Source organism: Thermoproteus sp. CP80, assembly GCF_002077075.2.
In the GTDB taxonomy this organism is placed as follows: domain Archaea; phylum Thermoproteota; class Thermoprotei; order Thermoproteales; family Thermoproteaceae; genus Thermoproteus.
On the sequence record NZ_LCWM02000006.1, the window covers coordinates 1 to 26,529 of the forward strand.

28 protein-coding genes and 1 tRNA gene are annotated in these 26,529 nt (G+C 55.4%); 9 read left to right on the forward strand and 20 right to left on the reverse strand.

Going from position 1 to position 26,529, the window contains the following annotated elements:
* Positions 1-148: 148 nt before the first annotated feature.
* The 3 genes from B7L68_RS08590 to B7L68_RS01920 form a co-directional block, all read right to left on the reverse strand.
* Positions 149-284 (reverse strand) — tRNA-Lys (locus B7L68_RS08590).
* 75 nt (positions 285-359) lie between these two features.
* Positions 360-686, reverse strand: a complete 327-nt coding sequence (locus B7L68_RS01915; RefSeq protein WP_081246005.1) for a hypothetical protein — start codon at positions 684-686, stop codon at positions 360-362.
* A gap of 25 nt (positions 687-711) precedes the next feature.
* Complete coding sequence (locus B7L68_RS01920) at positions 712-1,620, reverse strand: radical SAM protein (protein ID WP_081246063.1); 909 nt, start codon at positions 1,618-1,620, stop codon at positions 712-714.
* 45 nt (positions 1,621-1,665) lie between these two features.
* Between B7L68_RS01920 and B7L68_RS01925 the strand changes: the two genes are divergently transcribed.
* Positions 1,666-2,265: a transcription factor gene (locus B7L68_RS01925; RefSeq protein WP_101957998.1), complete on the forward strand. Its 600-nt coding sequence runs from the start codon at positions 1,666-1,668 to the stop codon at positions 2,263-2,265.
* 183 nt (positions 2,266-2,448) lie between these two features.
* Here the strand turns inward: B7L68_RS01925 and B7L68_RS01930 are convergent, their stop codons facing one another.
* From B7L68_RS01930 to B7L68_RS01940, 3 genes are read right to left on the reverse strand one after another with little or no spacing between them, the layout of a single operon-like run.
* Complete coding sequence (locus B7L68_RS01930; RefSeq protein ID WP_081246006.1) at positions 2,449-3,231, reverse strand: nuclease NurA; 783 nt, start codon at positions 3,229-3,231, stop codon at positions 2,449-2,451.
* On the reverse strand, positions 3,231-3,731 hold the full coding sequence (locus B7L68_RS01935; RefSeq protein WP_081246007.1) for a hypothetical protein: 501 nt from the start codon (positions 3,729-3,731) through the stop codon (positions 3,231-3,233). The genes B7L68_RS01930 and B7L68_RS01935 overlap by 1 nt, the downstream gene beginning before the upstream one ends.
* Positions 3,721-6,561: an ATPase gene (locus B7L68_RS01940; protein ID WP_081246008.1), complete on the reverse strand. Its 2,841-nt coding sequence runs from the start codon at positions 6,559-6,561 to the stop codon at positions 3,721-3,723. Before B7L68_RS01940 ends, B7L68_RS01935 begins: the two co-directional genes overlap by 11 nt.
* An 85-nt stretch (positions 6,562-6,646) precedes the next feature.
* Between B7L68_RS01940 and rimI the strand changes: the two genes are divergently transcribed.
* From rimI to B7L68_RS01955, 3 genes are all read left to right on the forward strand, one after another.
* Positions 6,647-7,114 carry a ribosomal protein S18-alanine N-acetyltransferase gene (rimI, locus tag B7L68_RS01945; protein WP_081246009.1) on the forward strand — a complete coding sequence of 156 codons (468 nt, stop codon included), beginning with the start codon at positions 6,647-6,649 and terminating at the stop codon, positions 7,112-7,114.
* 181 nt (positions 7,115-7,295) lie between these two features.
* The gene (locus B7L68_RS01950; RefSeq protein WP_238136277.1) at positions 7,296-7,844 is read left to right on the forward strand and encodes an ATPase; all 549 of its coding nucleotides are present in this window, start codon (positions 7,296-7,298) and stop codon (positions 7,842-7,844) included.
* A 14-nt stretch (positions 7,845-7,858) separates the two neighbouring features.
* Positions 7,859-8,671, forward strand: a complete 813-nt coding sequence (locus B7L68_RS01955; protein WP_081246010.1) for a metallophosphoesterase — start codon at positions 7,859-7,861, stop codon at positions 8,669-8,671.
* 1 nt (position 8,672) lies between these two features.
* On the opposite strand, the gene B7L68_RS01960 is transcribed toward B7L68_RS01955, so the two are convergent.
* The gene (locus B7L68_RS01960) at positions 8,673-9,986 is read right to left on the reverse strand and encodes a Clp1/GlmU family protein (protein WP_193432454.1); all 1,314 of its coding nucleotides are present in this window, start codon (positions 9,984-9,986) and stop codon (positions 8,673-8,675) included.
* 86 nt (positions 9,987-10,072) lie between these two features.
* On the opposite strand from B7L68_RS01960, the gene B7L68_RS01965 reads away from it, so the two are divergent.
* Together B7L68_RS01965 and B7L68_RS01970 are read left to right on the forward strand one after the other, a co-directional pair.
* Positions 10,073-11,122 (forward strand): DNA primase large subunit PriL, encoded by a 1,050-nt coding sequence (locus B7L68_RS01965; protein WP_081246011.1) that lies wholly within the window; start codon positions 10,073-10,075, stop codon positions 11,120-11,122.
* Positions 11,076-11,819: an N-glycosylase/DNA lyase gene (locus B7L68_RS01970; protein ID WP_081246012.1), complete on the forward strand. Its 744-nt coding sequence runs from the start codon at positions 11,076-11,078 to the stop codon at positions 11,817-11,819. The genes B7L68_RS01965 and B7L68_RS01970 overlap by 47 nt, the downstream gene beginning before the upstream one ends.
* Here the strand turns inward: B7L68_RS01970 and B7L68_RS01975 are convergent.
* The 4 genes from B7L68_RS01975 to B7L68_RS01990 all read right to left on the reverse strand — a co-directional run bounded on the left by B7L68_RS01975 (position 11,787) and on the right by B7L68_RS01990 (position 15,114).
* Complete coding sequence (locus tag B7L68_RS01975) at positions 11,787-12,083, reverse strand: hypothetical protein (RefSeq protein ID WP_081246013.1); 297 nt, start codon at positions 12,081-12,083, stop codon at positions 11,787-11,789. The genes B7L68_RS01970 and B7L68_RS01975 overlap by 33 nt on opposite strands.
* A complete protein-coding gene (locus B7L68_RS01980; RefSeq protein ID WP_081246014.1) occupies positions 12,067-12,423 on the reverse strand; it encodes an aconitase X swivel domain-containing protein in 357 nt (118 codons plus the stop codon). The genes B7L68_RS01975 and B7L68_RS01980 overlap by 17 nt, the downstream gene beginning before the upstream one ends.
* Positions 12,410-13,537: an aconitase X gene (locus B7L68_RS01985; RefSeq protein WP_081246015.1), complete on the reverse strand. Its 1,128-nt coding sequence runs from the start codon at positions 13,535-13,537 to the stop codon at positions 12,410-12,412. The genes B7L68_RS01980 and B7L68_RS01985 overlap by 14 nt, the downstream gene beginning before the upstream one ends.
* A 305-nt stretch (positions 13,538-13,842) precedes the next feature.
* On the reverse strand, positions 13,843-15,114 hold the full coding sequence (locus tag B7L68_RS01990) for a UbiD family decarboxylase (protein ID WP_081246016.1): 1,272 nt from the start codon (positions 15,112-15,114) through the stop codon (positions 13,843-13,845).
* 69 nt (positions 15,115-15,183) lie between these two features.
* On the opposite strand from B7L68_RS01990, the gene B7L68_RS01995 reads away from it, so the two are divergent.
* Positions 15,184-15,426 carry a hypothetical protein gene (locus B7L68_RS01995; RefSeq protein WP_052886228.1) on the forward strand — a complete coding sequence of 81 codons (243 nt, stop codon included), beginning with the start codon at positions 15,184-15,186 and terminating at the stop codon, positions 15,424-15,426.
* Between the two features lie 69 nt (positions 15,427-15,495).
* Complete coding sequence (locus B7L68_RS02000; protein WP_081246017.1) at positions 15,496-15,879, forward strand: Hsp20/alpha crystallin family protein; 384 nt, start codon at positions 15,496-15,498, stop codon at positions 15,877-15,879.
* Here the strand turns inward: B7L68_RS02000 and endA are convergent.
* The 3 genes from endA to glyS are packed head-to-tail and all read right to left on the reverse strand — an operon-like array spanning position 15,876 to position 18,539.
* On the reverse strand, positions 15,876-16,424 hold the full coding sequence (gene endA, locus B7L68_RS02005) for a tRNA-intron lyase (RefSeq protein ID WP_081246018.1): 549 nt from the start codon (positions 16,422-16,424) through the stop codon (positions 15,876-15,878). The genes B7L68_RS02000 and endA overlap by 4 nt on opposite strands.
* The gene (locus B7L68_RS02010) at positions 16,421-16,750 is read right to left on the reverse strand and encodes a hypothetical protein (RefSeq protein WP_081246019.1); all 330 of its coding nucleotides are present in this window, start codon (positions 16,748-16,750) and stop codon (positions 16,421-16,423) included. The genes endA and B7L68_RS02010 overlap by 4 nt, the downstream gene beginning before the upstream one ends.
* Positions 16,751-16,775: 25 nt before the next feature.
* Positions 16,776-18,539, reverse strand: coding sequence for a glycine--tRNA ligase (glyS, locus tag B7L68_RS02015; RefSeq protein WP_081246020.1), 1,764 nt, complete (start codon positions 18,537-18,539; stop codon positions 16,776-16,778).
* A gap of 53 nt (positions 18,540-18,592) precedes the next feature.
* On the opposite strand from glyS, the gene B7L68_RS02020 reads away from it, so the two are divergent.
* A complete protein-coding gene (locus tag B7L68_RS02020; RefSeq protein WP_081246021.1) occupies positions 18,593-19,414 on the forward strand; it encodes an arginase family protein in 822 nt (273 codons plus the stop codon).
* On the opposite strand, the gene B7L68_RS02025 is transcribed toward B7L68_RS02020, so the two are convergent.
* The 6 genes from B7L68_RS02025 to B7L68_RS02050 all read right to left on the reverse strand — a co-directional run bounded on the left by B7L68_RS02025 (position 19,392) and on the right by B7L68_RS02050 (position 26,377).
* Positions 19,392-19,526, reverse strand: coding sequence for a DNA-directed RNA polymerase subunit P (locus B7L68_RS02025; RefSeq protein ID WP_238136280.1), 135 nt, complete (start codon positions 19,524-19,526; stop codon positions 19,392-19,394). The genes B7L68_RS02020 and B7L68_RS02025 overlap by 23 nt on opposite strands.
* 100 nt (positions 19,527-19,626) lie before the next feature.
* Positions 19,627-20,127: a nicotinamide-nucleotide adenylyltransferase gene (locus B7L68_RS02030; RefSeq protein ID WP_081246023.1), complete on the reverse strand. Its 501-nt coding sequence runs from the start codon at positions 20,125-20,127 to the stop codon at positions 19,627-19,629.
* A 300-nt stretch (positions 20,128-20,427) separates the two neighbouring features.
* The gene (serS, locus tag B7L68_RS02035; protein WP_081246024.1) at positions 20,428-21,789 is read right to left on the reverse strand and encodes a serine--tRNA ligase; all 1,362 of its coding nucleotides are present in this window, start codon (positions 21,787-21,789) and stop codon (positions 20,428-20,430) included.
* A 37-nt stretch (positions 21,790-21,826) separates the two neighbouring features.
* Positions 21,827-22,096, reverse strand: coding sequence for a hypothetical protein (locus B7L68_RS02040; protein WP_081246025.1), 270 nt, complete (start codon positions 22,094-22,096; stop codon positions 21,827-21,829).
* Between the two features lie 28 nt (positions 22,097-22,124).
* The gene (locus tag B7L68_RS02045; protein WP_081246026.1) at positions 22,125-22,601 is read right to left on the reverse strand and encodes a hypothetical protein; all 477 of its coding nucleotides are present in this window, start codon (positions 22,599-22,601) and stop codon (positions 22,125-22,127) included.
* Between the two features lie 35 nt (positions 22,602-22,636).
* A complete protein-coding gene (locus B7L68_RS02050; RefSeq protein WP_081246027.1) occupies positions 22,637-26,377 on the reverse strand; it encodes an LAGLIDADG family homing endonuclease in 3,741 nt (1,246 codons plus the stop codon).
* Positions 26,378-26,529 lie beyond the last annotated feature (152 nt).

Sequence of the window (26,529 nt, forward strand, 5' to 3'; positions counted from 1 at the left end):
TGTAGGCGGCTGGATCTGTAGACACCATTTCGAGGGGAGGGCCGCGACGGACGACGAGGCGGCCTTCCGTGGATATTTCGGCGAACTTGGGCTGGAGCTCGGCGAGCTCGAGGATGTGGATAGACGGCCGGACGAACCGTAGAGTCCATGGCGGGCCCGGTGGGACTCTCGGGGCCATCCCCCTTCGAACCCACGACGTCCGCCGGCGTCGCCGCCTACGGGTTAAAAGCCTCGGCGGATCTGGCCGGGTCCACCGCCGCTCTACCATGCTGAGCTACGGGCCCCTTTACGTACATCTCCCCACTTTTTAAAGCTTTCCGACGGCGCCGGGCGGCTACCAGCCGTTGGGCCACGTGGCCCTATATGCTCTTCAAGACTTCGGCGAAGAGGTACAGCAACACGGCGCCTATGAGCAGCCCGCGGCCAGTATATCTGCTCAACCTGGTAAAGTAGAGGAAAGCCCCGACCATGGCCATTATGATTGCGACGACCTCCGATATCTTAACAATATAATATTTCAATGTATATTCTAAATTTACTAAGAAATTTGTGCCTAGATTTAACCAATTATTTATTATATTATTTATATTGTCCAGAACCCCCGCGGGGGTCGTGGAGTTCGTACCGTTGACGGCCGAGGCGTAGACCCCTATGGCTACGGCCACCAGCGCTAGATACAGCTTCATGTAGCGTGTTGATGGTTAAAAACACCTACGCGATCTCGAGGTATTTCCCGCCAAGTCTCATCTTCACCTTGATCCTCCCGGCGAGCCTATGGCCTGGATGCACGCCGTGCTCTGTATATTCTATAGTTCCGTCGTCCTGCACGCGCTCCGGGGGGGCCGCCGAGAACATAGCCTCCCTGAAGATCCTTGCGCCTATCTGGTACAAATCCTTTGTCCTGCTTCTACATATATTGACGGGGACTCCCTCCAACAGCCCCATGAGCCTTTTGGCCGCCTCGACGCTGCCATATGCCGAGCCGTTGCTCACCCTATAGCCGAGGCTCCTCAGGGCCTCTATGTTGCTGTCAGATACGTCGAGCTCGTTTATGTTCACGAAGTCCACCAGCCCGCGCTCGGCCAACGCGTTTATCGCTCCGGACATACTCGCCTCGAGGCCGGGGATCGCCGGGATCTCGACGCCCACGGAGAGTCCGGCGTATTTAAGCGCGGCTATGTGGTGCAACCTCCCCGACACTTCGCCGTAGCTTAAGAAATGGAGCCTCACCTCGTCAACTCCGGAGTTTATGAGGGCGTTTGTTGTCGTGTTGTTCAGACTCGTCGGCCGGGTGTATAGATGTATGTGGAAACCCCTTCCAAACTCGCGCTTCAGCGCCGATGAGACCTCGACAACCCTTTCGGGGACCTCTAGAGGGTCTCCGCCCGTTATGGCAGCTCCGGCGGCACCCGACGCGGCGACCTCGCGAACCACATCGCCGACGGTGTCCGCCCTCACGTCGTTGACGTATATGACGTCTCTGCCGAACCTCTCCCTATCCACCGGGCAGTAGAAACAGCGATATCTACACAGACCCGTGATAAAGATAACGGCCTTGGCTCCCACTAGGCACATATCGCATCCCTTGGCCAAGGGGCCGCTATGTATGTTATAATACACCACCGCGATCCCGATTCAATATTAAAAACGTGCTCCATGTACTCCATGGGAGAGGAGGTGAGAGAGGAAGAGAGGGGGGAGGTCAGGTCTGAATTAGTCACTCGGGAAGGCAAGAAGCTTCTGCTGATCAGATGGAACACGGGAAAGACCTCGGCCGGCAGGCTCTTCGGGCGTTACGGCCCCGGCGGCCGGCCTGAGTTCTTCAAGTTGCTCTTCGGAGCCGTCGCCGGCTCGCTCAGAGAGCAGTTCGGGCCGGACGGCGAAAATATCTTCACGCGTATCAGAGACTCGGAGAAGTTCAGAGATACCTCCAGAGAGCTCTTCAACGGATTGAAGAGGTGGTTCTTCGAGGAGGCCGTGCCTAGACACAAGCTGGAGCGCGGCGATATCTTCATGATATCCACGGAGCTGCTTGTGGATCCAGACACGGGCGAGGTGATTTGGAATAAGGACAAGACGGAGCTCATATACTGGGTCAGAAGCGACAGATGCGGACAGACGGCGCCGGACTGCGAGGCCTTAAGGAGGGAGAAAGAGGAGATGTCTAGAGAGGTGGAGAGGCTCAAGGCAGAGAACGACAGATTGCGCAAAGAGCTCGAAGAGGTTAGGAACAAGCTCCAGCAGATAACAAGCCTACTAAAGTAGACGTATACATTTTTAACAATTCGTCTTTTAATATATACACCAAATCGACATATGGAGCGCGTGGTGATTTCGCTCAAGCCGTCCGAGTATAAAGCGCTCAAAGATATTTGTAAAAAATACGAACTGGACCTAGATGATTGCGTTAATTTGGCTATAGCAAATCTAATTTATATCTATAATGGATTATAGATATTCTCTATATTTTATAGATATATCTAGAAGCCTAGGCGCTATGGTCTTGACCGTCCTCAAGTACTCCCGCGTGATTTTCGCATATCTATGCGCTATTCTCAGCTTAATGGGATATCCATATCTAAAGAACGACGACACGACCTCCTGAGGTATATACTCGGGAAACTCCACATAGAAGACAGAATCTCCCTTTATATATGTAACAAGATATCTGCCGAGCTTCACGGGCCTCAGCATGGAGCCCGGCGGCTCGCCCCTAAGCAGAATCTCGGCTCCGTAGAGCTCTGAAACGTAGCCCGACATCTCCTTGAACCACTCGCCCGCGCGGCCGCCGACCCCTCTCCAGTACCTAGGGGCCACCGGATCCTTCGAGACGCCTATTACAAAACCCCTAGGTTCCCTCAAGTAGGGCGATATCGGGCCGTCGGACAGAACATATCCGCCGTATCTCTCGGCCCGCATCAACTCCTGCTTTCTAATATAATTATTCAAATCTATTTTTTCATTTCTTTTAAAACTAAATAATATTGTTTCTGTTTTTATGTATTTATCTATTATGACTACCACTATTGATGCTATATTTAGATATCTATATTGAACCACCGCATATCCGGAGTCTATCGCGGTATAGTCGGGCGTATCCATATATCGAGGCCTCACCACCAATTCCCTTTTATATTCATCTAAGTTGTTCGTTAACTCAGCTAGCTTATCTCTATATCTAGGTATCTCTATCTCGGCGAGGCGCAGTATCTCGGATACAAGCTGCTTCATCAGTATATTTCTCCGTAGAGCATCTCCAACACCTTGGCGGCGATATCCCTGGTGATGGGGCCTAGGGCGTCGGCCAGATAGCTCGGCAACGGGGCGGCGCCGTCGGCGAATTTCTGTAGCGCCAACAACGACGACGATTTTTTGTACCTCCGCCTCTCCTCCAACACGATCCTCTTCAGCTTCTCCACAAGCTTCTTTACGTCGGCTCCTTCCTCCACGAAGAGCTCGCGCTCCAGATAGCCCGCCTCTTGGTATAACGTCAGTGGAACCGCCCTTATGTACAACACGCCGTTGAGGAGGGCGGCGACCGGCCTCCCCGTGTATTTGCCCCACCCGACGGCCGCGTCCCCCCTGGCCTCGCCGACCGCCACCAAGGAGCGTAGCTCCCTTCCCTCGAGTATCACCGCGTCGTAGAAGTCGTAAGGCGGCCTGGCGTCTATCACGACCTCGCCCTCAAGCCTAAGCCCCCCGTCCCTTATGACCAATACCCTAGGAGACATACCTCCTGGCTATCAAGCCTTTTTCGGCCAGCGCCTCCAGGTATTTAGAGACGGCGTCGATCTCCATAGAGACCTCAGACGCGAGAGCTTCAGGGTCCAGATCGGCCCCTGGTCCTCGCGAGGCTATGGCGTAGAGAAGCCTATACGGCACCTGCAACTCCTCGGACTTTCTCCTCAACACCTCATCGACGCCCTCGGATATTCCCAGGCGGACCTTCGCCCACTCGGTTGCCTTTCTCCGGCGTTCTGCGTCCTTCCTATACGTCTCGTATTCCTCCCTCAGCTTGACCGAGTAGAGCCTCAACGCGGCGAGATAGTCAGCGACCCAGGGCTCCGGCAAGCTCAAGAGAAGCTCGAGATCCGTCTCTATGGATATAGCCTTGCCGAGCTCCTGCGCGAGCGGATATAGGCCCTTCCAGACCTCCGTGATTTCCTCCACCGCCTTGAGTATGGCAGATTCCCTCTCCAGAGTTTTCTCGTCTGGCGTCATGTACTTGATCCTCTGCGGCATCCTTTCGGCGAGTTTCTCCAGAGCGGCCACGAGCTCCTGCTTGGCCTTGAGCTCCCGCTCCAGCTCGCTCCTTAAGGCGGCCGCCCTCTGTTGTGCGTCGAGCAACGCCTTCTTATGGCGAATTACCAGCGCGGCATATTCCCTTGCGTCTCTGAAGTCGAGCGGGATGTTCTCCACCTCGAGCTTTCTGGAGAGCTTTATCTCGCCGAATATCTTGCTCTTGAGATGGACCGCGATCTCGGAGTAGGCGCCTAGCTCCTTCGACAAAGCCTCTAGGTATCTACGCGCGTCCTCCATGTTGAATTTCGCATAGGTCTTGTCGCCTCGGGGGATCAGATGGCCGGTATAGACCATGAGGTTTATCAAGTCGTCCTCGCGCAGATCCCGCCAGAGGCTCACCGGGAAGAGTCTGCCTATGAGCGACCTCAGCTCTTTTTCGTGCATCTCGCTGTTTAAGCCCCTGAGGAGTATATCGACAACCTTGCCGTACGCCGCCATTCCCTCGGGCGTTTCGCCCGAGACCAGTTGCTCGGCAACTCTCAATAGGGACAGCTCCTTCCTTTCCTTGACTCTCCGTAGCGCAAGGGTGTATTTAAGCACGTCATCCCGCGCCTTCTCTCTATACAGCTTTAGGTTCTCCAACATCTCTAGAGACCCGGCGCCATCGCCGACTATCTTGTTTATTTGGAACTTAACAATTTCGTCCTTCAACTTATCTAGTTTATCTGCACCATAAATGTTTAGATAAATATATTTATTAGCTGTATCTATATATAGGTTTTTCCAGCTAATTTTAAGCAGAGGAGAAATAGATGTCGCTATATCATCTGTTAGTAGTATGTTGGAAAATATATATGCTATAATATAGTCTATCCCGTATTCATCCAGCGCTCCTTCTATTATTATTTTTCTGATAAAATTCTTAATGATATTTATATCATTCTCTCTATCTAAATATATTAATAATATCAGCTCTCTAAATCCTAAGTTGTTATACCATATGGCTTTTCCACAACAAAGTTTTATATTTATTCCGTTCAAGCTAAGAATTTTTTCCACTTCATCAAGAAATTGCTGGGGATCTTGGAGCTTGCTTAATAGCTCCTTGCTTATTCTATATATATCCTCCTTACCGCCGGAGAGGGGGGCTACGTCTTCGCTCGCCACATAGGCTTCGCCTAGTAGGTACTCGCCTAGCTCCTCCGGCCTCTCGTCGTGGACGAAGTATATCACCAACTCGCCGTCCTCAATCACCGAGTAGTATAGATTCGGCTCATACGACACAGATCTCTCGTCTGCAGGCCTTATCTCCTTGCCTTTCAGCTTGAGGAATCTATTGACGACAGCCACCGCCTCCTTGTCGCTAAAAGGTATTTTATATAGATATTTCTTTTTAAAAATATCTATATATTTTTCCTCTATATTAATTAACGGTATCCCAGATAATACATACTCGGCAATCTCTTTATTCTGTATATATATTCCCTCCTCCTCGGCCAACTCGGCAAGCCCCTTCCCCTTGTTCTTCAGCTCGAACAGCTTGGCGGCTAGCTTCAACAAATACCTCGGGCTGACCTCGCCCTTCTTTAAAGCCATGTTGTACAGGGCGGCCAGTTCGCCGAGGGTGAAAGGCCAGAGCCTATTAGGCCTCTCTGCCTTGACGTACGTCTCCAGCCGAGAGGCCACCATCTCGACGAAGAGCCAGAACGGATACCGGGTGTCGAGGACTATCTCCCTGTAGACTCTGCCGGTGGTTATGTCGAAGACGTCCGGCACCACGTTCTTGAGTATAGTGTAGTAGACTTGAGGCGTCAGCGCCGCTATCACCAACACCCTGTCGTAGTTCTCGGGGTTCCCGAGCACGTGCGGGTAGTTCTTCGGCTCGAGCAACGCCCGCACTATGGATGCCAGATCTATCACCGCCTGTCTAAACTCGTCGTTTGACAGGGCGCCCAATCTATGCATGGCCGCTATCCTCGACAGCTCGTCGGCTTCGTCTATCAACACCACCAGGGGATCGCCTTGACGTTTCCCCTGTAGGCTTCTCAACACGTCCTCCTTGAGGGTATGCGACAGGGCTACGCGCACCGTCTTTAAGCCTCTCGAATCCGCCTCCCTCTGCACCTCGTCTAGGAACTCGCTTTTACCGTAGCCGTAGGGCGCCACGACCACGGCGAGGACGTTGTTACGCGTCTTGGCGATTAGCTCGAACAGATCGGCGATCTGGGCGAGCTCCTTGGTGAACCCAAGCGCACGGTGTAGCCTATGTAGATGGGTGACTCCCGACGGGCTGAAAGGCGAGTCTACGACGTTAAGCACGCTAGTCAGCCCCTAACGACAATATATCAGCTATAGACAAGAAGCGCTACGCAACGCCTATAAATGCCGTGCCCAGTGGGTTGAGGTGCCCCTGGAGCATTGCTCCCCGGAGAGGCTCGACGGGATCTACGAGGTGGAGCTCGACTCGTTTAAAAAAGAAGATATATATAGTATTGACTTACTTAAATTCCTTTGTTCATTTTGTTATGAAAATTCATATATATATATTGAAAATAATAAAGTTTTGGGATATATCATTACTTGTGTAGAGGGATCGGCGGCCCATATAATATCCATCGCGGTAAGGCAAGAGGCTAGACGTAGGGGCGTAGGTTCGGCCCTTCTCTGCACCGCGTTAAGGCTCCTGAAAAATAGAAAAGTTGAGAAAATCTATTTAGAGGTTAGGATGAGCAATAAAAATGCTATAGATCTATATAAAAAGGCTGGATTTCAAATAGTCGAGGTACTTAGGAACTATTACAGCGACGGCGAAGACGGCTATAGGATGGAATTAACTGAAAGAAAATCCTTTGATTCATTCTGTCATAGATAGTTTATCTTTCTTCTATAATATATCTTAAATGCTATTACAGTTCTTTTAAATACATTATAGCCTAGAAGGTCTATGAACTCTTTTAACGATATCTCCCCCGACGTGTAGAGATATTCAACCAGGCTGTCCACAACAGCTGGTGCCTTAAAAAGCAACGTAGCTTTTAACTACCGTATAGCTCGTGGATATCTGCGTCACGTCGGGATCTAGAGGCGGGACCGGCAAGACCACTTTCAGCATCATCATGGCCCATGTTTTAAAATATATTTATCAAAAAAATATTGTTGTTATAAATATTTCAAGGATACCATATAGAATAAAAACAGATATAGATATTAGAACAGATTTAATAGATAGACAGGGACATATAAGAGTCTACGACTTCCCAGCGTTCCAGCTGAGCGACCGAGAACTGCTTTCCCTCTATCTATCCTGTAGAAATATTGTGTTCGTAGCAGACGAGGATCCATATACGGCGGAGTCGGCTAAGGCCTTCCTGAAGCTAGCCCGAGGGAGGAAATTGGGCGTGTTGGTCAACATGGTGATCGGAATGCCCAAATTAAAATATATTATACTATATAGTAAATATAGTAAAGTTTATTCAATTCCCTTCGATGAGCAATTACGCATATATAGAGCAAGCGGCGTCGATCCCATCAAGTTGAGGAGCGCGGGAGTTGCCAAAATGGTCAAGGCGGCTGTGGATATAGCGAGAAGGTTAAATAGTTAGGACCATGAAGGGGCGTGAGGGGCGTTGTCCTCAGGGCTGACGGCGAGAACATACTGCTTGTGGCCGACACCCACGTCGGCTACGAGGCCGAGTTGAGGCTCAGAGGTATACGGGCCGTCAGCCAGACCAATAGACTTCTCGACGACTTGAGGCGGTGGGGCGAGGAGGCGGGAGCCAACACGTTGGCGATACTCGGCGACGTGAAGCACGAGCTGCCTACTCCCCGGGAGACGGCCGCTGAGGTTAGGCAGTTCCTGAAGGAGCTCGCGAGGCTGTACGAAAGGGTGATATTAATTCCGGGCAACCACGACGGTCTGCTCGACGAGATCTCGCAGGCCATAGAGGGCGTCTATCTGGCCGACGGCAGAGGGGTGCTGCTGGACGGCGTTAGAACTACCTTGTTGCTGCACGGGCACGCCAAGCCTCGTCCCGAGGACTTAGCGAGGGCCGATGTCCTGGTCATGGGGCACACGCATCCGTCCGTCTCTATTGTCGACGAGATAGGATACGTCTCCAGGGAGCACGCCATAATTAAGATAAAACAGAATAAAGGTGATCTAATAAAGAAGATGTATAATAAACCAATTGATTTAAATGAGGAAATTAGAATTATTATACTTCCTGCTTCACATCCTCTTATAACAGGCTTCAACGTAGCCAATTTGCCGCAACTAAACAACGACGATAGGACCATCTTGAGGTATGTCGACCTAAGGCCCGAGCTCGTCGAGGTCTATCTAACCGACTTCACGTTTCTCGGAACCCTAGATCTCTTCCTCAGCGGAAGAGCCGAGGAGGAGAGTCGGCTTGAGATGGTGACATCATAGATCAGGCGCTGCCCGCTCCCCTCATCGTGCCGTTCTGCGCGTACGTATATAAATCATATCTCAGGAGTTGCGCCACCCTCTCCGCCTCCTCGAAATTGTCGTTGAGCCTAACGAACCCGACGCGTAGACAGGCGGCCTTCTGCAGGGCTCTCTCGGTCCTCGAAGACATGTACACCACGGCCTTCTTCCTATCGTAGTATATCTTCTTGAGGACCCCCAACCCTATCAAGAACCCCTCGCGGTCCTCGACACCGACCAACAAGCCCCTCTCGAAGCCCTCGGGGAATCCGAAGACCTTGAACGAGTTGAGCCTCCTGACGATCCACTGGTCTGTCACCACGTATAACGTGGAGCCGAGCTGGTTGGCGTACATGACCCTCGCGTTGATCGTGCGCGACAGCATAGCCCTGAACTCGCCCTCCAGGTCGAGCCCTCGGAAGAGGCCTATATTGCATAGAGGCGTTCTGTTTAGGTCCACCGATACCTCCCTCACGGGGAATATAAACCGCGCGTAGCTCATCTCTCTGTGTATCTTTCTATCTTCCTTAGTCCTGGTTCCGACCGCAGGCGGGGGCCTTACGGATACCACGTCCGAGAAGCCCGCCAGTATGCCGTCGAGCTCGTTGCCCACCTTGATTGCTACGATGTTTTTAGGCCTTATCTTGGCCAATAAAGCCCTCTTGTACTCCTCAGCCTCCTCTCCCGATATCCAACCGTCCGTATTTATTATCACCGCGTCGGCCGACCATATCTGTTGTGCATAGAGCACCAATTTGCCTATGGCCTCTATCGCCCGGGGCCATATCCTCTCGAGGCTGGTCGACTGCATAAACACCGACCTCTCGGCTTGTATCTGCCTCAAGCTCGTGATGGGCTTGACGACTCTGCTCGCAGATATGGTGGTGGGAGGGCCTATGTCGTTCTGGCCTACGTCGGCATCTATTACGGCCACCCTAAGGCCGCGCGATAAGGCCTTGTTGGCCAACACGGCGGCCATGGTCGACTTGCCCACGTCGATGGCGCCGACAACCATGGTGATCCCGTTTAGATCCATGCCGGACGCCGCGGATTCCCATTCGTCGAGCACCTCCTCCTCGGGCCTCGCCCGCTCCAGAACGGCGTTGGGGCCCAACACCACGCTTATCTTGGCCCTATCCACCGCCTTAAACGCAAGCCTTCTGGCCCTCAACACCGTGAAGTGGCTCCCACCGGTGTAGAGCACGCCGACGGCATATACGGCGCCCTCCAGCACGTCGATCTTCGCAGGACCCTCTACCCTAAATATATCGCCTGGCTCCATGGAGTAAGTCCTCACGTAATATACGGTATGTCGTCTTTTTAGCCTTAAGGCCTATGCCCAAGGCGGACCTCAGCTTTTTATTTAATGCGGTAAACGCTTCAGTGTCTTGCCACGCAACGTCGCAGGAGCTCGCGTGTCTCTTCCCCTATCTCGACAAGTCGGGGGAATATCTGTACTCCCGCGGATTTACGCTCGAGAACGTCCTGGCTTCCGAGGCCGCGGTTGAGAGGGCAATACAAATCGTCGAGGGGTCCCTCCGCAGGGGCAAGCCGGCTCCATGCGTCTCGAGCCAAGAGCTCGAAGCCGCCGCGGCCAGGCTGGCCGTCTACATCGTCGCGGCCTCGGCGAACTCGTACGTATTGAGGAGATTTGCGGATTCCCAGAGCAAGATATTCACGTTCAGGGTCAGAAACACGCCGGGCATCCAGTCCTTTGAATGCAAGGCCGAAATAGCCGCGGATCTGGGCATAGAGACGGCCCTCACCCATGATATAATCAAGGGCTCCATCCTCGCCGTAACCCACCCTCTCGCGATTAGATGGATATATTACGTCAAATACGCGCCGCAGGATCCAGACTGGTCCATGATAAATAGGCCCGTTGTGAAGGGCTGGGTCCTTCTGCGCATAGACGACTTCGAGAGGATCATGGAGGAGGCGTACGAGGCGAGGATCCTAAGGCTCGCCTCGAGGGAGGATGTAGGATATATAGCGGGCGTCCTGGGCAAGATGGACAAGATATCAGCCCTTCTGGAGAGGTTGAGATCCTACAGGCCTATCGCCGCCAGGGCCGCACCGGCGGGCGAGACGCCGCCCTGCATGGCGTCGATCCTGGAGTCGCTGAAACGCGGCGAGAATCTCCCGCATGTGGCGCGCTTCGCCATAACCGCCTACTTGTTGAGGCAGGGATGGGACGTAGATCGGATAGTCGACCTCTTCAGATCGGCGCCTGATTTCAACGAAAGGATCACCCGTTACCAAGTGCAACATATAGCTGGACAGGCCGGCGGAAGGAAGGAGTACTCGGTACCCAGCTGCGAGACCATGAACTCCTGGGGCCTCTGCCCCACCAACTTGGGATGTGGAGTAAAGAACCCGGTGCAGTATGGCCGCAGAAGAGATAGCGCTACTGTTAAGGAGAATAGGGCTTAAGGCGATACTCGATCTGGAGCGGGAGGATCCGCAGTACAAGTCCATATGCCGCCTCTGCGGCAACAGAGCCGTGGAGGACGTGGCGCGGCTGGTCATGATGAACGCCTTGATTAGCTACAGGCTTGCGGGTAAGGGGGAGGAGCATTGGCAGTATTTCGCCGATTTCTTCTCCAGGAAGAGGAGCGACGATATCTGCGAGGAATTTGTGCAATATATACAAACAAGCCCCTATTTGGCGATAGGCAGAGGCGCCAGAATTAAGAGGATAGGGAAGATTTGCAAGTATAGGCCCGACCTGGAGAATCTCTCCAAGGTGTGGAGAGACCTCGCGAGACTTCTGGAAACAGATAGCGAGGCTAAGACCGTGGTATTCGCCGTGAAGATGTTGAACTACGTCTATATGTGCTGCGCGGGAGTTGACAGAGCCCTGCCCAGCGATATCCCCATCCCTGTTGACTACAGAGTGGCCAAGCTGACGGCATGCCTCGGCTTGATAAGAACCAGCCCGGAGGAGGCCTTGAGGAGACATAGGGAGGTCCAGAGGATTTGGAGCGAGATAGCGGAGAGAAGCGGGGTGCCGCCGCTTCATATAGATACGGTGCTCTGGCTGGCCGGGAGGGTCGTGCTCTACGGGGATAGATCCTACGCCGTCCCTGAGGAGTTCCTAAGCCTTATAAAGAGATTTTGCAATAGATAATGAGAGTTTTTCTATTTCTTTAATAGACATTTTTGTGGAAATTTCTTTTAATAGAACCAAAGTATTATTCGGCTCTAATTTTATATATCCTCCGTCGGCGAGCCTTTTAAGCACGTCGCGCGCGACGTCCTCGCCCGCCCAGAACTCCAGCGCCCTATATGAGCGCAGATACTTAGCCCTGGCCCTGCCCCCCCTCGCCGACACCTCCTCCAGTATGTAGAGCGCTATCTCCGACAACAGCTTCCGCCTATCGGCAGCGCTCATAGTCGCCCGTCGACAGATCTATTTCAATACATCCCTCGGGCAGCTCTCCCTGGAACAACGGCACTCCGGCCAGGGCCGACGCTGTGATCAACATCAAATCCACGGATCTCGCTACTATAGCTACAGGCGCGTTGCCCCGAGCTGCGGCGTGCCAGAGCACGTAGGGCCCGACCGTGGAGCCCCTCACGTAGGGCACCGCGAGGATCTTGCCGGATATCCTGACGCCGGATATCACGCCGCTCTCCGGATCCAGATCCCCAAGGAACGATATAGGGCCCAGCTTCACGACCTCCGCCCGCACAGCCCCACTGCCTCTCACTACGGGCTTAAGCGTAGGCATAGTCGATGCACTTAGTTGTCTCGCAGGGTATTGTCTTCACCCCGTGAAGTCTCGGTATGTAGTACACGGACTTCATGGAGTCGGTTGCTATGACCCTAAATCTTCTCGTGTATGGAGACACCACGAGGCACGACCCGGCGAAGACATGCACGTTGTATCCCCTCAGCCTATCCACCAGCTCTCTCAAGGCGCCGTATACCCCAGGCGATGTGGATATGTAGACAGGCCTCTTCGTCCGGCCTCTTTCGAAAATGACCTTGGATATTCTCAATAGAGTTTCTAAGTCTAAATGGGGACAGCCCAGATATATTACATCGGGATTATCTAGGTCTTTAAGATATTTTGATAAATCCTCCTCAGATATGGTTATCCTATCCCTGAAATCGGCCGCCGCCAGATAGCGCCTCCAGTTGGGCGTGACGCCCTCCAACACGGCGAAGATTATTGAGGAATACGTTGAGAGGGCCGCCGCGAATTCGCGGCGGGCCTCCTCGCCGTTTAGCGTTAGGTCCGAGATGTACGGGATGCCCGAGCCGAGAGATTCGCCGATATAGGCGCCTATCAGTCCGGCCTTGAGAGGGTCGGCCGCGATCTTGGCGTGGACCCTCGCCGTGGGCCGTCTCCCCTCGGACGTGTACATATCCGTCTTCGGCACGAAGCCCGCCACAGCAGACAGCAGGGCGAGCGGACCGGGGTTCTTGTCCGACCAGGCATCTCTAAACGTGTTGATGTAGGTTATGGCGTTGGACTCCGCCCATGCGTGCACCGTGCCCGGCTTAACTCTCAGAAGCTCGTAGGGCGCACATGTAGAGATGGGCGAAATGCCCATCTTGAGGAACGCGTCTATCACCCTCCGCTGGCCGGCCGCAAATTCCCGCGAAACCTCTAGAAACGAGGAGATATCAACCCCGGAGGGGTTCGACGTGGTGAAGACCTTTACCTTGGCCCCCGACGCCGCCAGCTCCTCTATGAACCTCACGCCGTATTCGCCCAGGGTCAGATAGGACACGCCAGACACATGCGCCGTCTCTATCTCGACTACCTCGCCCCCGGAGACGGCGTCCGCTATTCTGCGGACAGTCTCCGCCACGCCTACTACGCGGTCATACGACATCGCCAAAAATACGCTTTCAGTATATATCTTATGGCTCCGCTGCCCCTTGAGGTGGTACGCCTACCTTGCCTTCATACTAAACCACGCCAGCCTACGTTCTCCACATGGCAGCTACCGCGTTTCTGCACGCAATGCTTCATACCTAAAGACGCCGTTGTGCATCTGTGCTTGGTGCGTTTGCCGTTCCACATTAAGACTCGAACTCTAGAACACCTAGACCGCCTCAAGAAATACGCGGAACTCGCCTACGTTATAGCCTACGTTATAGATGGTTAGGAAGACGGCAGTCCGGATAGTTCCATTTTTCATGGTATCCTCGCCTTTTCAAACATGCGCGGATCTCTATCCAGAGGCCGCGTCGCGTCGACCCCCACTTTATACGTCAGGCCCTCGTCGTTTAGGGCCATCGGATCCAACGTCGAGCCGCGCGCGTAGGGTATCACGAACAGCCCCCTATCAGCCCGAAAACGCGTGGCCAGCGCCCACTCCACGTCGCGCGGGTCATCCGGATCTATGTCGTCGTCGACCACCACCACGTGCTTCAGGCTGGGATGCGCCGCGAATGCGGCTAGGGCGGCGTTCTTGGCGTCGCCCTCGACGTTCTTCCTTATGGAGATAACCGCATGCATCCAGCCGAAGCCGCCCTGAGTGAGCCTGACCTTAACCACCTTGGGGACCACCGAGGAGACGGCGCGCCATATCTTGGCCTCCCTCTCGAAGCCCATCAACAGCTGGTGCTCCAAGCCTGCCGGCAGTAGGTAGTGCACAACGGCGGAGCTCCTCAACATGTATATGCGCTCTATCTTGACCACGGGCTGTTTTCTGACTACGTCGTAGGTGCCCACCACATCGACGTAGGGCCCCTCGTCGGCCAGCTGCCCCGTTATGTAGCCCTCCATTATCACCGTCGATAGATAGGGCGCGTAGGTCCCGTTGTCCAGCTCGACGGCCTTTAGGCCTTCCAGGAGGCGGGCGGCCACGGCGAGCTCGAAGACCCCATATGGAGGCGACGAGGCCGCCGCCAGCAGGACCGCCGGATGGACCCCCCACGCCACCGCCACAGGCGTGTCCCTCCCCACATCCAGCCATCTACGGTATATAGTGTATAGGTGCCGCGGAACCAGCCTAACGACGGCCTTATCGTCGTCTATAGGGGTGAATCTATGTATAGAGGCATTGTAGGCCCCGTCCGGCGCCTTGGCCGTGATGATGGCGGAGGTGATATACGGAGCCGCCTCCTTCTCGTAGTACTTCACCAGCGGGAGCTTGCGTAGCGTGTCGACCGTCTTGTAGTCGTCGGCCCAGGCGCCCACCACGTCGAGCTTGCCCGGGGCGTCCTCGGCGGAGAGCAAGGCCCTGTACGCCTCCTCGTCGTTACGCGCGCCCAAGATCCTCAGGAGCTTAGACCTCCTGTCGATCAAATTGCCGACGCCGTCGACGCCCGGCCCCACCTCTCTGAAGTACGGCGTCGCCGAGCCCTCCGTCTCCTTAAGCGCCCGCGCTATCCGGAACCCCTCGTAGGGCGGATCGTAGACGCGGAGATCCTCCAGCTCCTCGACGTAGCGGGAAAGCGACACGTGCCCTCTTGGTCCCCTATTAAAAACCGTCGCCCGTTAATTATTTAAAAACGCGTTTGAGGGAGGGCCATGTCGGAGGGCGAGGAATGGAATTTCCCCGAGGATTGGGAATATGCCGGCGGAGTGCCTGAGCGCACCCTGAAGGTGAAGGCCAAGTGTCCCAAGTGCGGACATGTGTTCGAGGTGGAGATAGGGGAGAGCTGGTACAACATGGGCTTCAGCATAGCGTGTCCCAAATGCGGCTATCAATTCCCGATAAATATGTACGGCCAAATCGTGGGGGAGGTAAAGCCCCAGAAGCAGAAAAAGTGATACAGGAATACTTTTCAAATATCTCAATTGTTTAAAGGGTCCAATTTAGAGGACTCCCCTAAAGGCTATATGGAGCCTATAAAAAAGATAGAAGAAGGGTTGAAAGAGCTCTATACGGCCAACGTGGGCAAGATAGAGCGCGAGCCCGACGTAGACATATATGAACAAGGCGAGAACCTGCTGATCATGGTAGACCTGCCGGGCTTCAGGAAAGACTCCATAAAGGTCAAGCTCTTCGAGCACGCAGTGGAGATAACCGCGTTGCCCAACTCCGACGTGCCCGGCCGCGCCGTCATCAGGGAGAGAGCGGCCAATTTCCCCATACAGAGACGTATAGAGCTGCCGTTCAGGCTTAGGGTGGACAGCGCCAGGGCGATATACAAAGACGGCGTGCTCCAAATATCGGCGATAAAGGCAGGGGAAGTGGGCACCGCGGAGCTGAAAATCGACTAAAGCTTTGCCCACCTGAATCCTACCAGCGCGACCTCGTTGCTTGGTTTTAACACCGTGGCCAGCGTGAACGTCTTTTTGACCGAATGCGAAAGCCTGCCGCCTCTGGCTATATCGGTGGCGCTGATGCCGCGGTCGGGCTCTAGGAACACGACGACCATGGGGGCATGATCTATCCCAGGCCCCTTCTCGTAAACCGAGAACAAGGCGCCGAACTTCAGGCCTGACTTAACTATATATCCTAAATCTCTAAAATATTTATATATCAAATAGATTTCGTCAAAATTCCTTAGATTGTTCTCGCCTATTTTTCTAAGTTCATCTATATCTATCCTTCTCTCACCGTCGTAGACCTCCAACAGATCCCTCTCGGCAAGATAGAGGGCCTCGTACAGCGATAGGACAAGCGGCGATTCCATCTTGTCGACCTCCTCTAGCTTGACTTTGTCCTTCAGCAGAAACTTCCCGTAGAACCCGCTCTTGTACAGCCTCCGGGCCTCCTCGACGTCTTCGACCACGACGGCCAAACCCCTCAGGACACCCCTCATTTAATCCTCCGCACGGTGACTATGGTGCCCTCGGCTATGCCGAGCGACTTCAAGTCCTCGGGGTTGACCCAAACCTCCTGTTGGGGCACCTTCTCGTCAGCGAGCGCCTTGAAGGTCCTCCTCTTCTCGCCTCCGACTATTTCCACCTCCTCGACCGACCCGTACTCCTCAGCCACAGATTTGTTGATCTTGGCGTTGCCTCTCTCGACTTCGTCGACCGCCTTAGCTCTCAACCGCCTCTCCTCCCTGAGGGCTTTTCTCTCCTCCTTCTGGGGCTTCAGAAACGGCGGAACTAGGACCTTGCGGCCCCTCTCTATCTCGCCCATACAGTAAGAACGGCTTGGTGTTTATTTAAGCTTTGAACGGGATGCCTCCCAAGCGCTTGGACGCCTCGTCGAAAGGCACTCCCGACTTGATCTCGGCCGCGAACTCGACTACCTTGCCGATATCCAGCCTGATCTGTCTCCGCGAATCCCTATCCCTTATGGTCACCGTGTTGTCCTTCGGGGTCGTCTCGTCTATGGTCGCATCGATCGGCGTCCCTATCTCGTCGCATCTGGCATATCTGCTGCCTATGGTGCCCTCGTCGTCATAAAACGCAGTTATTCCGGCGCGCCAGAGCCTCCTCGCCAAGTCGGCGCCTATTGCGACGTAGTCGCGCCGTTTGACTATGGGCAGAACGCAGACGGTTATAGGCGCTATGTCCGAGGGAAGCCTCAGGTATTTTCTGCCGTCCTCCACCACGGCGGCGCTCTCCAGCACCACGTAGAGAATTCTGTCGAGCCCGAAGGAGGGCTCGACGACGTGGGGCACGAATTTCTCCACGTCTGTGCGCCTCACCTCGCGCCTCAGGAAGACCATATCCCGCGTTATTTCGTAGCCCTCGACCTCGACCTTCTCGGCGCCGCTGGCGAGGGACTTGGCGATCATTTGCGAGTTCTTCTGCACGGCCTTGATGACCTCCCCGATCCTATCGCCGTACTTCTCCCTCAACGCGCCTGGATTGGGGTAGACTCTGACCTCCTCTATCTCCCTGGCTTCCTTGAGCCTCCGCTCTAGGTGCATCTCGTGGCCGCTGTACTCGCCGTGTCTGGACAGGTCGTAGTCGGTCCTGTAGGCGTGGCCGGACACCTCGACCCAGCCGAACCTCTCCGTGAGAACCATCTGGTCGTAGGATTTGGCGCTGTAGTGAGCCCTCTCCTGCGGCAGTTTCCCCAGGAACTTCTGCCTCTCAAGAGGCACACCCAGCTCCTTCAGGAACTTGGCCGAAAGCGCCATGAAGAACGCCATCCACTCGTTGGCGTGGCCCCTGGCCACGATCTCCCTCGCCGTGAGGAACTGGGGTTCGGTGTTCCCTCTCGCCACCTCCTCCTCGGGGACTATGGGCACCTCCAGGCCCTCAACCTCGGCGAAATACGGGCAGCCGGGGTTCTGCGGATCGAAAAAGAGCTCTATCTCCATCTGCGAAAACTCTCTGAGCCTGATCAAGCCTTGCCTAGGCGAGATCTCGTTCCTCCCAACTCTGCCTATCTGCGCCACGCCGAAGGGCACCCTCCTGCCCATGTAGTCGGCCAGCCGAGGAAACGAAACAAACATGCCCTGCGCCGTCTCGGGCCTCAGATAGCCGTATTCGTTGGCGTACGGCCCTATGTTCGTCTTGAATAATAGGTTGAACCTCTCGGACCTGCCGAGGGGGCCTCCGCAGGCGGGGCACTTTATATCGTACCTGGCTATTATCTCGTCGAGCTGCTCCCCGGAGAGGCCCTCTAGGCTTAGCTTTATCCCCCTCTGGGAGAGCGCCTCCTCTATCAAGTGGTCCGCCCTGAACTTCCTGCCGCATTTCTGGCAGGTGACGATGTAGTCGGCGAAATGCTCTAGATGCCCTGACGCCTTGAAGACGGCCTCGGGCATTATCACAGGCGTCTCTATCTCTACCATTATGTCTTGATAGGGCAACACGAAGGTTCTACGCCACTTCTCGACGATGTGGCGGCGGGTGAGGACCCCTAGAGGGCCGTAGTCGTAGAAGCCGCCTACGCCGCCGTATATCTCGAAGGAGGGCCAGTAGAACCCCCTCCTTACGGCTATATCCGCGACGAACTCGCTCCTCTGCATAGCCCCCTAGAAGAACCCGCTAAATTAATTTAAGGCCCGATGGGCGTAGCGGCGTGATTCGGGCTTGCAGAAGCGATGAGGTCAAGATCGTCGGGGTGCCCATGGAGGACACGTTGAGCTTCAAGCCGGGCACGAGGTTTGCGCCGGCCAAGGTGAGGCAGATACTGCCTTATCTGGAGTACAACACCGTCTTCGGCAACGCGGAGAGCCCGTGCGATGCCGGCGATGCGGAGCTTCTGCGGGGGGCCCCCTCGGAGAACCTAGCCGGCGTGGAGCGCCTTCTGAAGAGCCTGGGGCCGCCTTGGATAATGATAGGCGGGGAGCACACCGCTACGCTGGCGGCCCTCAGAGCACTTAGGCCGAAGACGTACGTGCACATCGACGCCCATATGGATACGAGGGACGAGTGGCCGCCCGGCCAGAAGCTGTCCCATGCGACCTTCGCGAGGCGCGCCGCCGAGGAGCTCGATCTTTATATAATATATATAGCAGTAAGGGCGTTCGACGACGAGGAGCTGAGATACGCCAGATCCAGCGGGTTCTACGTCGTGGAGGGCAACAGGAAGATCTCTAGGAGCCAAGTCCTGGACGCCCTATCCACGTCAAGCGGGACCGTCTACGTGTCCCTGGACCTGGATGTGATGGATCCAGCGGAGTTCCCCGCCGTAGGGACCCCGGAGGCCGGCGGGCTTACCTTCAGAGAGTTGGAAGGCATCTACGTGGACGTGCTACTGGCCACGAGGCCGCCAGCCGTCGACATAATGGAGTATTCGCCTATCAACGACCACGCCGATATAGGCGGCGCCAAGGTGGTCAGGCTGATGTTGACAGCGGCGAGGATACTCAGCGCCGTTACACCGCGGAGATCCGTTTAACCATGGGGGACCTTACCTTAAGTATGATCTTGTAGTTGCAGTAGGGACAGCGTATGCCCGGCAGTATCTCCATCTCGCTTCTGGAGAAGGTACGGCCGCACCTCATGCACATATAGATCTTCCGCTCGCCGGAGCCGCCGGCGGCTTCGCCAAGGCCTACCTCCTCGGCGCCCTCCTCGCCCATGCCGACCGGGGCGGCCGGCTATATAAACCTAACCCTCCTCGTAGAGGGTTCGTATTCTCCTGACGCCGTCGACCTCCTCTATGAGGTCCGACACGGTCTGTGGAACCAATCCGCGCCACCTCTGATCCCCCGTTGCTATCAGTTCTCTTATGCGCCTGCCCGAGAGGGCCTCTCTGTCGAAGAGCGGATGCTCCCGCACGTCTATCCCGGCGTAACGTAGCGCAGCCCTCACATGGCCGTTGTTGGAGAAGGCTATCTCGAAGCGAGGACACCAATGCCTCAAGTAGGCCCCCCATAGGCTGGAGCCGCCGTCGGTGTCGGGCACTGGACATAGGATTAGGCGTCTGTCGAAAGTCCGCAGAAACATCTCCATCCTCTCGCCAACCGTGAAGGGATTATCCCTGGTGACGCCCTTATCGGCGGAGCCTATGACCACGAGCACCTCGTCGTACCGTTCCAAGAGCCAGTCCAGCACCTTGACGTGGCCTAGATGAAGCGGCTGGAACCGCCCTATGAACGCCACCCTCACAAGGCAGCACAGCCACGTGTTTTTAAGGAGTCAGGCAGTATGCCTCTTCGTCATCCTAGGCCGCGAGCTACCTCATCATCGAGGGCTATATCGTTCAATATTTAAAGGCGAGGCGTTGCGCATCGCCGGGGGCGCCGAGCCGGCCCTACGGTTGCTCCCATTGCGGATAGGCCGATGTAGCCTGTCCCATCTTGCGGGCGTGGAAAAAGGCCGCCGAGCTGGCCGAGGAGGCTTGATGCCGAAACTAAGATGTGCGAATCCGTCGAGAGGCGGCTGACTACTGGCTATAATCCGGGACAACTATTTGCGAATATTTTTAGGCATTATATAATCCTTGGGCGCTATCGCGATAGGCTCTAGGTACTTTCTTAAAATCTTCGGTATCTCTACGGCGCCGTCTTCCCTCTGGTAGTTCTCCAGAATCGCCGTGATGGTTCTCGTCGTCGCCAGACCTGTGCAGTTGAGCGTATGGACATATTCGCGCCTCATGCCCTTCCTCGTGACCCTAATGCCTAGACGGTAGGACTGCCAATCGGTGACGTTGGAGCAGCTGGCGAGCTCCCTATAGGTTCCCTGCGCCGGGTACCATATCTCTATGTCGTATTTCTTAGCCGCCGGGGAGCCGAGGTCGTGGGCACATATATTGACCACCCTATAAGGCAGGCCAAGCCCCTGCATCAACTCCTCCGTGTTCTTCGTTATCTCCTCATGCCACCTCCACGACTCCTCGGCCAGCGAGAAGACGAACTGCTCGACCTTGTGGAATATATGGACCCTGAATATCCCCTTTATGTCCCTGTTGCCGGCCCCGGCCTCCCTCCTGAAGCAAGGCGACCACCCCACATAGAGCTGGGGTAGCTCCTCCTCGAGCAGATCGCGCCCGTAGAGATATGCGGCTATGCCGTGCTCCGCGGTAGCTATCAAATATAGATCCTCATTATCTAATTTATATATAGCATCTTTAAATGTATCCAGGTCTATTATACGTCTAATTACATCATATTTCAACATATAAGGAGGCACTATAGGCCTAAAGCCCTTTGAGGCCAGATGCTCCATGGCGTAGAGAGACAGCGCGAAGTCCAGCCAGACCAGGTCGTCCAGGAGATAGTAGAACCTGCTGCCCGCCACCTCGCCTGCCTTCAATGTGTCTACCATCCCGAGCACGTTCTCCGCCTCGTCCGCATGTCCCACGGGAGCTCTATCCACGACTACATATTCGGGGCGGGGATCCATGCCCGCCAGCCTCTCCAGATCCCTCCGGGCGACCTTTATCGTGCCCCAGTACCTCACCGGGATCGAGTCGACGCCCTCAGGACATACGGGGACCGATTCGTGGATTAGGTTTGGGAAAGAGTAAAGGAGCCTCTCCCGCTCCGCCTCCACGGCTTTCAGTTGTTCCTCCAGATCCTTCAGCCTCTCGATAAGCTCCTTCGCCTTTTCGGCTATCGCCTTCCTGTCCTGCGGCGGGGCCCGCGAGGCCTCTCTCGACAGCACGTTGTGTTGATGCCTCAGCTCGTCTATCTCCCTCTTCAGCTCCCTCCATCTGCTGTCCATCTCGAGAAATCTGTCCACCAGCGAGACGTCCATACGTCTGGCGACTAACGTCTTCCTGACGATATCGGGACTGTTTCGCAGCGCCTCCAGCACGCTCCAAGACATGTAGGGCGGTTGGGCCCTCCTTATATTCTAATATGCCTTATGTCCTCCTGAGTATATTGACTATAGCCAGCGGCATGGATAGCGACTGCTTGCCGAGGTCGTAGGTGGCCATGGGTATGGCGAAGCTCTGGGGCCACAGCTCTAGGTACGCCCTATCCTTATAGAAAACTAGGTGTATATACACCTCGCCGTCCCTTATCGAGGTCTTGAATATATAACGCCGGCCGCCTCTGTACTTCACCACGTCGACTAGGCGATAGAGCGCTTGGGACTCCAGATACCTCACAAGCTCCATGTAGTCATCCACCTTGTGGAGTATCGCCGCAGAATAAAAACTAAACTACCTCCACCTCGTACTCCTCCTCGCGTCCCTCCCTCAGCGCTAGGATAAATCTGTCGGCTATCCTCCTCGCGTCGGGGGCCACGGAGCCTAGGTAGAGCAGAGAGGCTAGCCCCAACAGAGCGAGGGACAGCGCCAAGGTGCCGTCGTAGCGGAGCTGAGGGACCGATATGGGCTGCATATAGCTACCCAGCGATAACAACCTGGCGTATGCGACCGACACGGAAAACAGCAACGATATGGACAGCGCGATGTAGATTATCCAACGCCCATCATATCTATTCTTAACGTTATGAATTATATTTATAAATATATATGGAATTATCGATATTAACGTAGTAGTATACACCCCAATTAATATTATTCTAACATCGAAAAGCCCATAGAGCCATAGGTAAAATACGGAATATATGACGGAGCCTAGAAGCGCCAGCAGGCCTATCCTCACCGCCTTAATTATGAGATCAAACATGTATGCGCCGGACGCCCAATTTTTGATGCCTACGGTTAGCTACACTCCCCCGTCTTACAATACGGATCCTTCCCCTCGTCCAGAGCTTTCAGCTTCGCCTCGGCGGCCGCCTCATCTATGGAGGTATCTAGCGATATGGGCTTCACCGCGATCTTGGTCTCCGCGAGCCTCTTCTTTATCTCCTGCTTCAAGCCGGTGTATATCACCTGCACCGACTTGGACTTATCCCTATATACGGTTATGCCCTTGACCCCCATCGCCCACGCGAACGCGAATGCCCAATACACATCGCCGCTGGGCGCATTGGCGGGCATGTTTATCGTCTTGGATATGCCTTGATCTACCCACTGCTGGGCGCTCGCCTGCATGAGGACGTGCCAGAGCCAGCCTATCTCCATGGCTGTCGCCAGCAGATGCTTGACGTCCTCGGGCACGGGGGCGTCCCTCAACATCCCCGTCTCCTCGACGGCCCTCCTCACCTCAGGAATCCAAAGGCCCTTCGCCCTGAGGTACTCTATCCCCGGCTCGTAGTACTCCACGAGGGTGCCCACAGTGACGTTGCGGAGAAACGCCAGCGCGAACACAGGCTCTATCCCGCTGGTGGTGCCGGCCAGTATGCTGGTCCTGCCGGTTGGCGCTATTGAGAGCACCACGGAGTTCCTCACGCCGCCCCTCACCTTCTCCCGCAGCCGCTCAAGGTGAGGCCCCAGCCACTCCCTAGTCCTCACGGTAATCTCCCTCAGCTTGTCGCCGGCCTCCTGAAGCTCCCTGGGGTAGACGTATTTCACCTTCTCCCACCTGCCCCAGACGAAGTCTTGGTACTTGAGGACGGGCAGCTCGCCTCTTGCATATATCGACTTCTCGAAGAACTTGAAGGGCCCCCTCTCCCGCGCCAGGTTGGCGGATTCGTCCAGGGCGTGGACGTATATCCAGCCCATGATGCGGTTGACGAGCTCCACGGCCTCCCAAGAGGCGTAGGGGATCTCCAGCCTTATTAGAAGCTCGGCGAAGCCCATTATCCCAAGCCCGTTTTTCCTCGTGGCGGAGTTCATCTCGTCTATCACCTTAATGCCCGTGCGGCTCCTCTCGATAGCGTCATCTAGGAAGCGGGTGCCCACCCGCGCCGCCTGCGCCAGCCCCTCCCAGTCGATGCACCCCAGCTTCTCCTCAAACGTCCTGCCCGTGCAGTTCGGCCTCACGAACTTCACTAAGTTTATATGGGTGAGGTTACAGACTTCGAATGGATTCTGAACCGTCTCGGCGCAATTGTGGCTTACAATTCCCTCGGCGATATAGCGGTGGTACTCAGGCACGCCGAAGTCGTACACCACCTCCCTACCCAGGTACTCCACCTTCTCCACAGTGGCGAAGGGCTTCTCCCTCTTGCACTTTTTGAGGCTGACTCTAGCCGCCTTCCTCGGCGCAAGCCCTATCTTCTCCATGAACCTGCACCTAGACTCGTTCTTAATTACGAGCTCGTAGTAGGCCTCCCCACTTGTGTAGGTCTTCTCAACGCCGTCTTTCGTCACGTACCTAAACGCCGTTGCCTTCCTCCTGCGTTCATATATCACGGAGTATATGCCGAAGAGCAACAGTAGCTGTTGTACGTCGCGCAACAGCTCTCTGGAGCTTGAGGTAAGACGGATGGCGCCGTCTGCGTCGATTGTGCCGTCTGCGTCGAAGAGACCCCTGAGGAACGCCGCTATGATCCCGGGCCTGCTTCTGAACACGGCCTCGGGCGCTCTGCGCGTCTTGCTGTCGGTGTGTATCAACTCGGGCACCATGGAGACAACCGCTCTGGCGAAGGTGCCCAGGAGCTCCAGCTTGATCTCCGTCTTGGTCTCGCTTAGCGAGTAGCTGACGTCGGAACCGAACTCCATCTTCAGCATATCCACCAGGGCCACTGCCTCGTCGAGCTCGTCCTTAGCGAAGTAGACAAAGATGTGGGGTCTGTTGTGTTTGTCCACAGTTATGGAGCCGTCGCCGACTGTTCTGCCCAGCAAGTAGGCTACGCTAAGCGGCATGGCGTCCTCGCCCACGTCCTCGGGGGCCTCCACCGGCGCGATGACCAGGAGGTCGCCGGGCTTCAGCTCGTCCACGCGCTTCCACTCATAGCCAGCGGGTCTACCCCTTTCGCCTTTAAGCACTAACAACCTGTGGTCTGGCGTAGCCTTTATCTCGAAGCCTTCCTTGGTCACAACCCTATACACGTCCTTAGTCCCCACCCTTATGACGCCTGACTTCACTACGCTGTACTCCACTTTTGTCTTCCCACCTACTGTTAACGCCACATGGGGCACTAAGACCTCCACGGCGAAACCTCTGGTGTCGCCGTCTTTCTCCACGCCTTCGGTCAGCAGAACCACCTCGCCCTGCTCTTTGGCCCTTCTGTATACCTCGGCTATGGGCACGTAGCCGTGTCTAGTGAGCACTCTCGTGTCGCCAGTAACGCACGGATTAACAGCCCGCCAAATATATCTGAACCCGTAGCCCGCGACCTCCATCTCCGCCCCCATGAGCGGGTTCGAGGCGTTTAGGTTAGCCTTGAATATGAGGCCAGGGTCGCCGGAGTCCCAAGCGCCTTCGGCTATCTCGCGGAAGAGGCCGCGGGCGTCCACCTCGCCCCAGACGGCCTCCTTGGGCGCCTCCACCTCCTTCGAGATGTCGGCGTATTCCACCGGCTTTTTGCCGGTTCTATCGTAGAAGGCGCGCGGGTTGATCAGGGGATATCTCGGGCTCTGGTCTACGCCAAGCGCCTTCTCCATGAACGTGTCGTCCACGAAGACGGATATGTTGAAGTTCTGCAGATGCGCGTCCTTCAGCTCGCCGGTCTTCGCCTTGATGAACCTACGTATGTCGGGATGCCAGACGTGCAGCGTCCCCATCTGGGCCCCGCGACGCTTGCCGCCCTGCTTTATGACGTCCACGTTTGCGTCGAAGAGCTTCATGAAGCTGATGGGGCCCGATGCGACTCCCACGCTCCCCCTCACCACGTCGCCCTCGGGGCGGAGGAGCGAGAAGTCGTAGCCGACGCCGCCGCCCAGCTGTTGTATAATGCCCGAATAGGCCAGCGCGTCGTATATGCAGTATCTGCCCGGATGGGTCAGCGAGGAGAGGCAGTCCTCGACCTCCAGGGTGAAGCAGGAGGCGAACATCTCCTTCTTGGTCCAGGCGTTGAACCAGAAGGGCGACGCGGGGACTATCCTCAACGAAGTTATGGCGTCGTAATAAAGCCTGGCGGTCTCGGGGTCGCCTGCCACAGCCGTAGCTACCCTCGCCGCCGCGGCGGCCGGCGTCTCCGCGATCTTGAAGTCGGGCCCGCGCAGGGCGTAGTTGCCGTTTGTGAACAGCCTCAAGGCGTTGTAGCTCAGCGAGCGGTCGAACTCCGGCTTGAGCTCTACCCAACGCAGAGCCGATGTCGCCTCCTGCCTGAGGAGGCCGGCGGCCGCCAGCCTCTCCACCGCAACGAGGGCCCTCTCGCCGTACTTGGATTTATCCTTCAGGAAGTCCCTGCCCAGAACCTCCTTGTATATCTTGCCCAGCAGATGCGACTTAGCGGCCTCGGCCAGCTCCGGCTTGTCTATGGCCTTACGTAGGAGCTCTAGCTCCACTAGGTCTGAAAGCTCGGCGCTGGTTATGTCCGAGCTAGGCCTTATCTTCACCTCGCCGTCCACGCTCACCCCGACGTCGGCGGCCGCCTTGAGGAGCGATGCGCGCAGCTTCTCCTCCGAGAAGTCCTCCCTAGCGCCAGACGCCTTGATGACCTTAACGGCCATATCATCCCCCAATTTCCATATATAGTCTCTTATATTTAAGATAGATGCAGTAGAGTTGAATGGAACTTTTTATCCGCCTATATTTCAGGAATCAGTATTCGTTCCCCTCCTCATCCATCGGCAAAGACCATCCTCATCACATCTAAATAAAG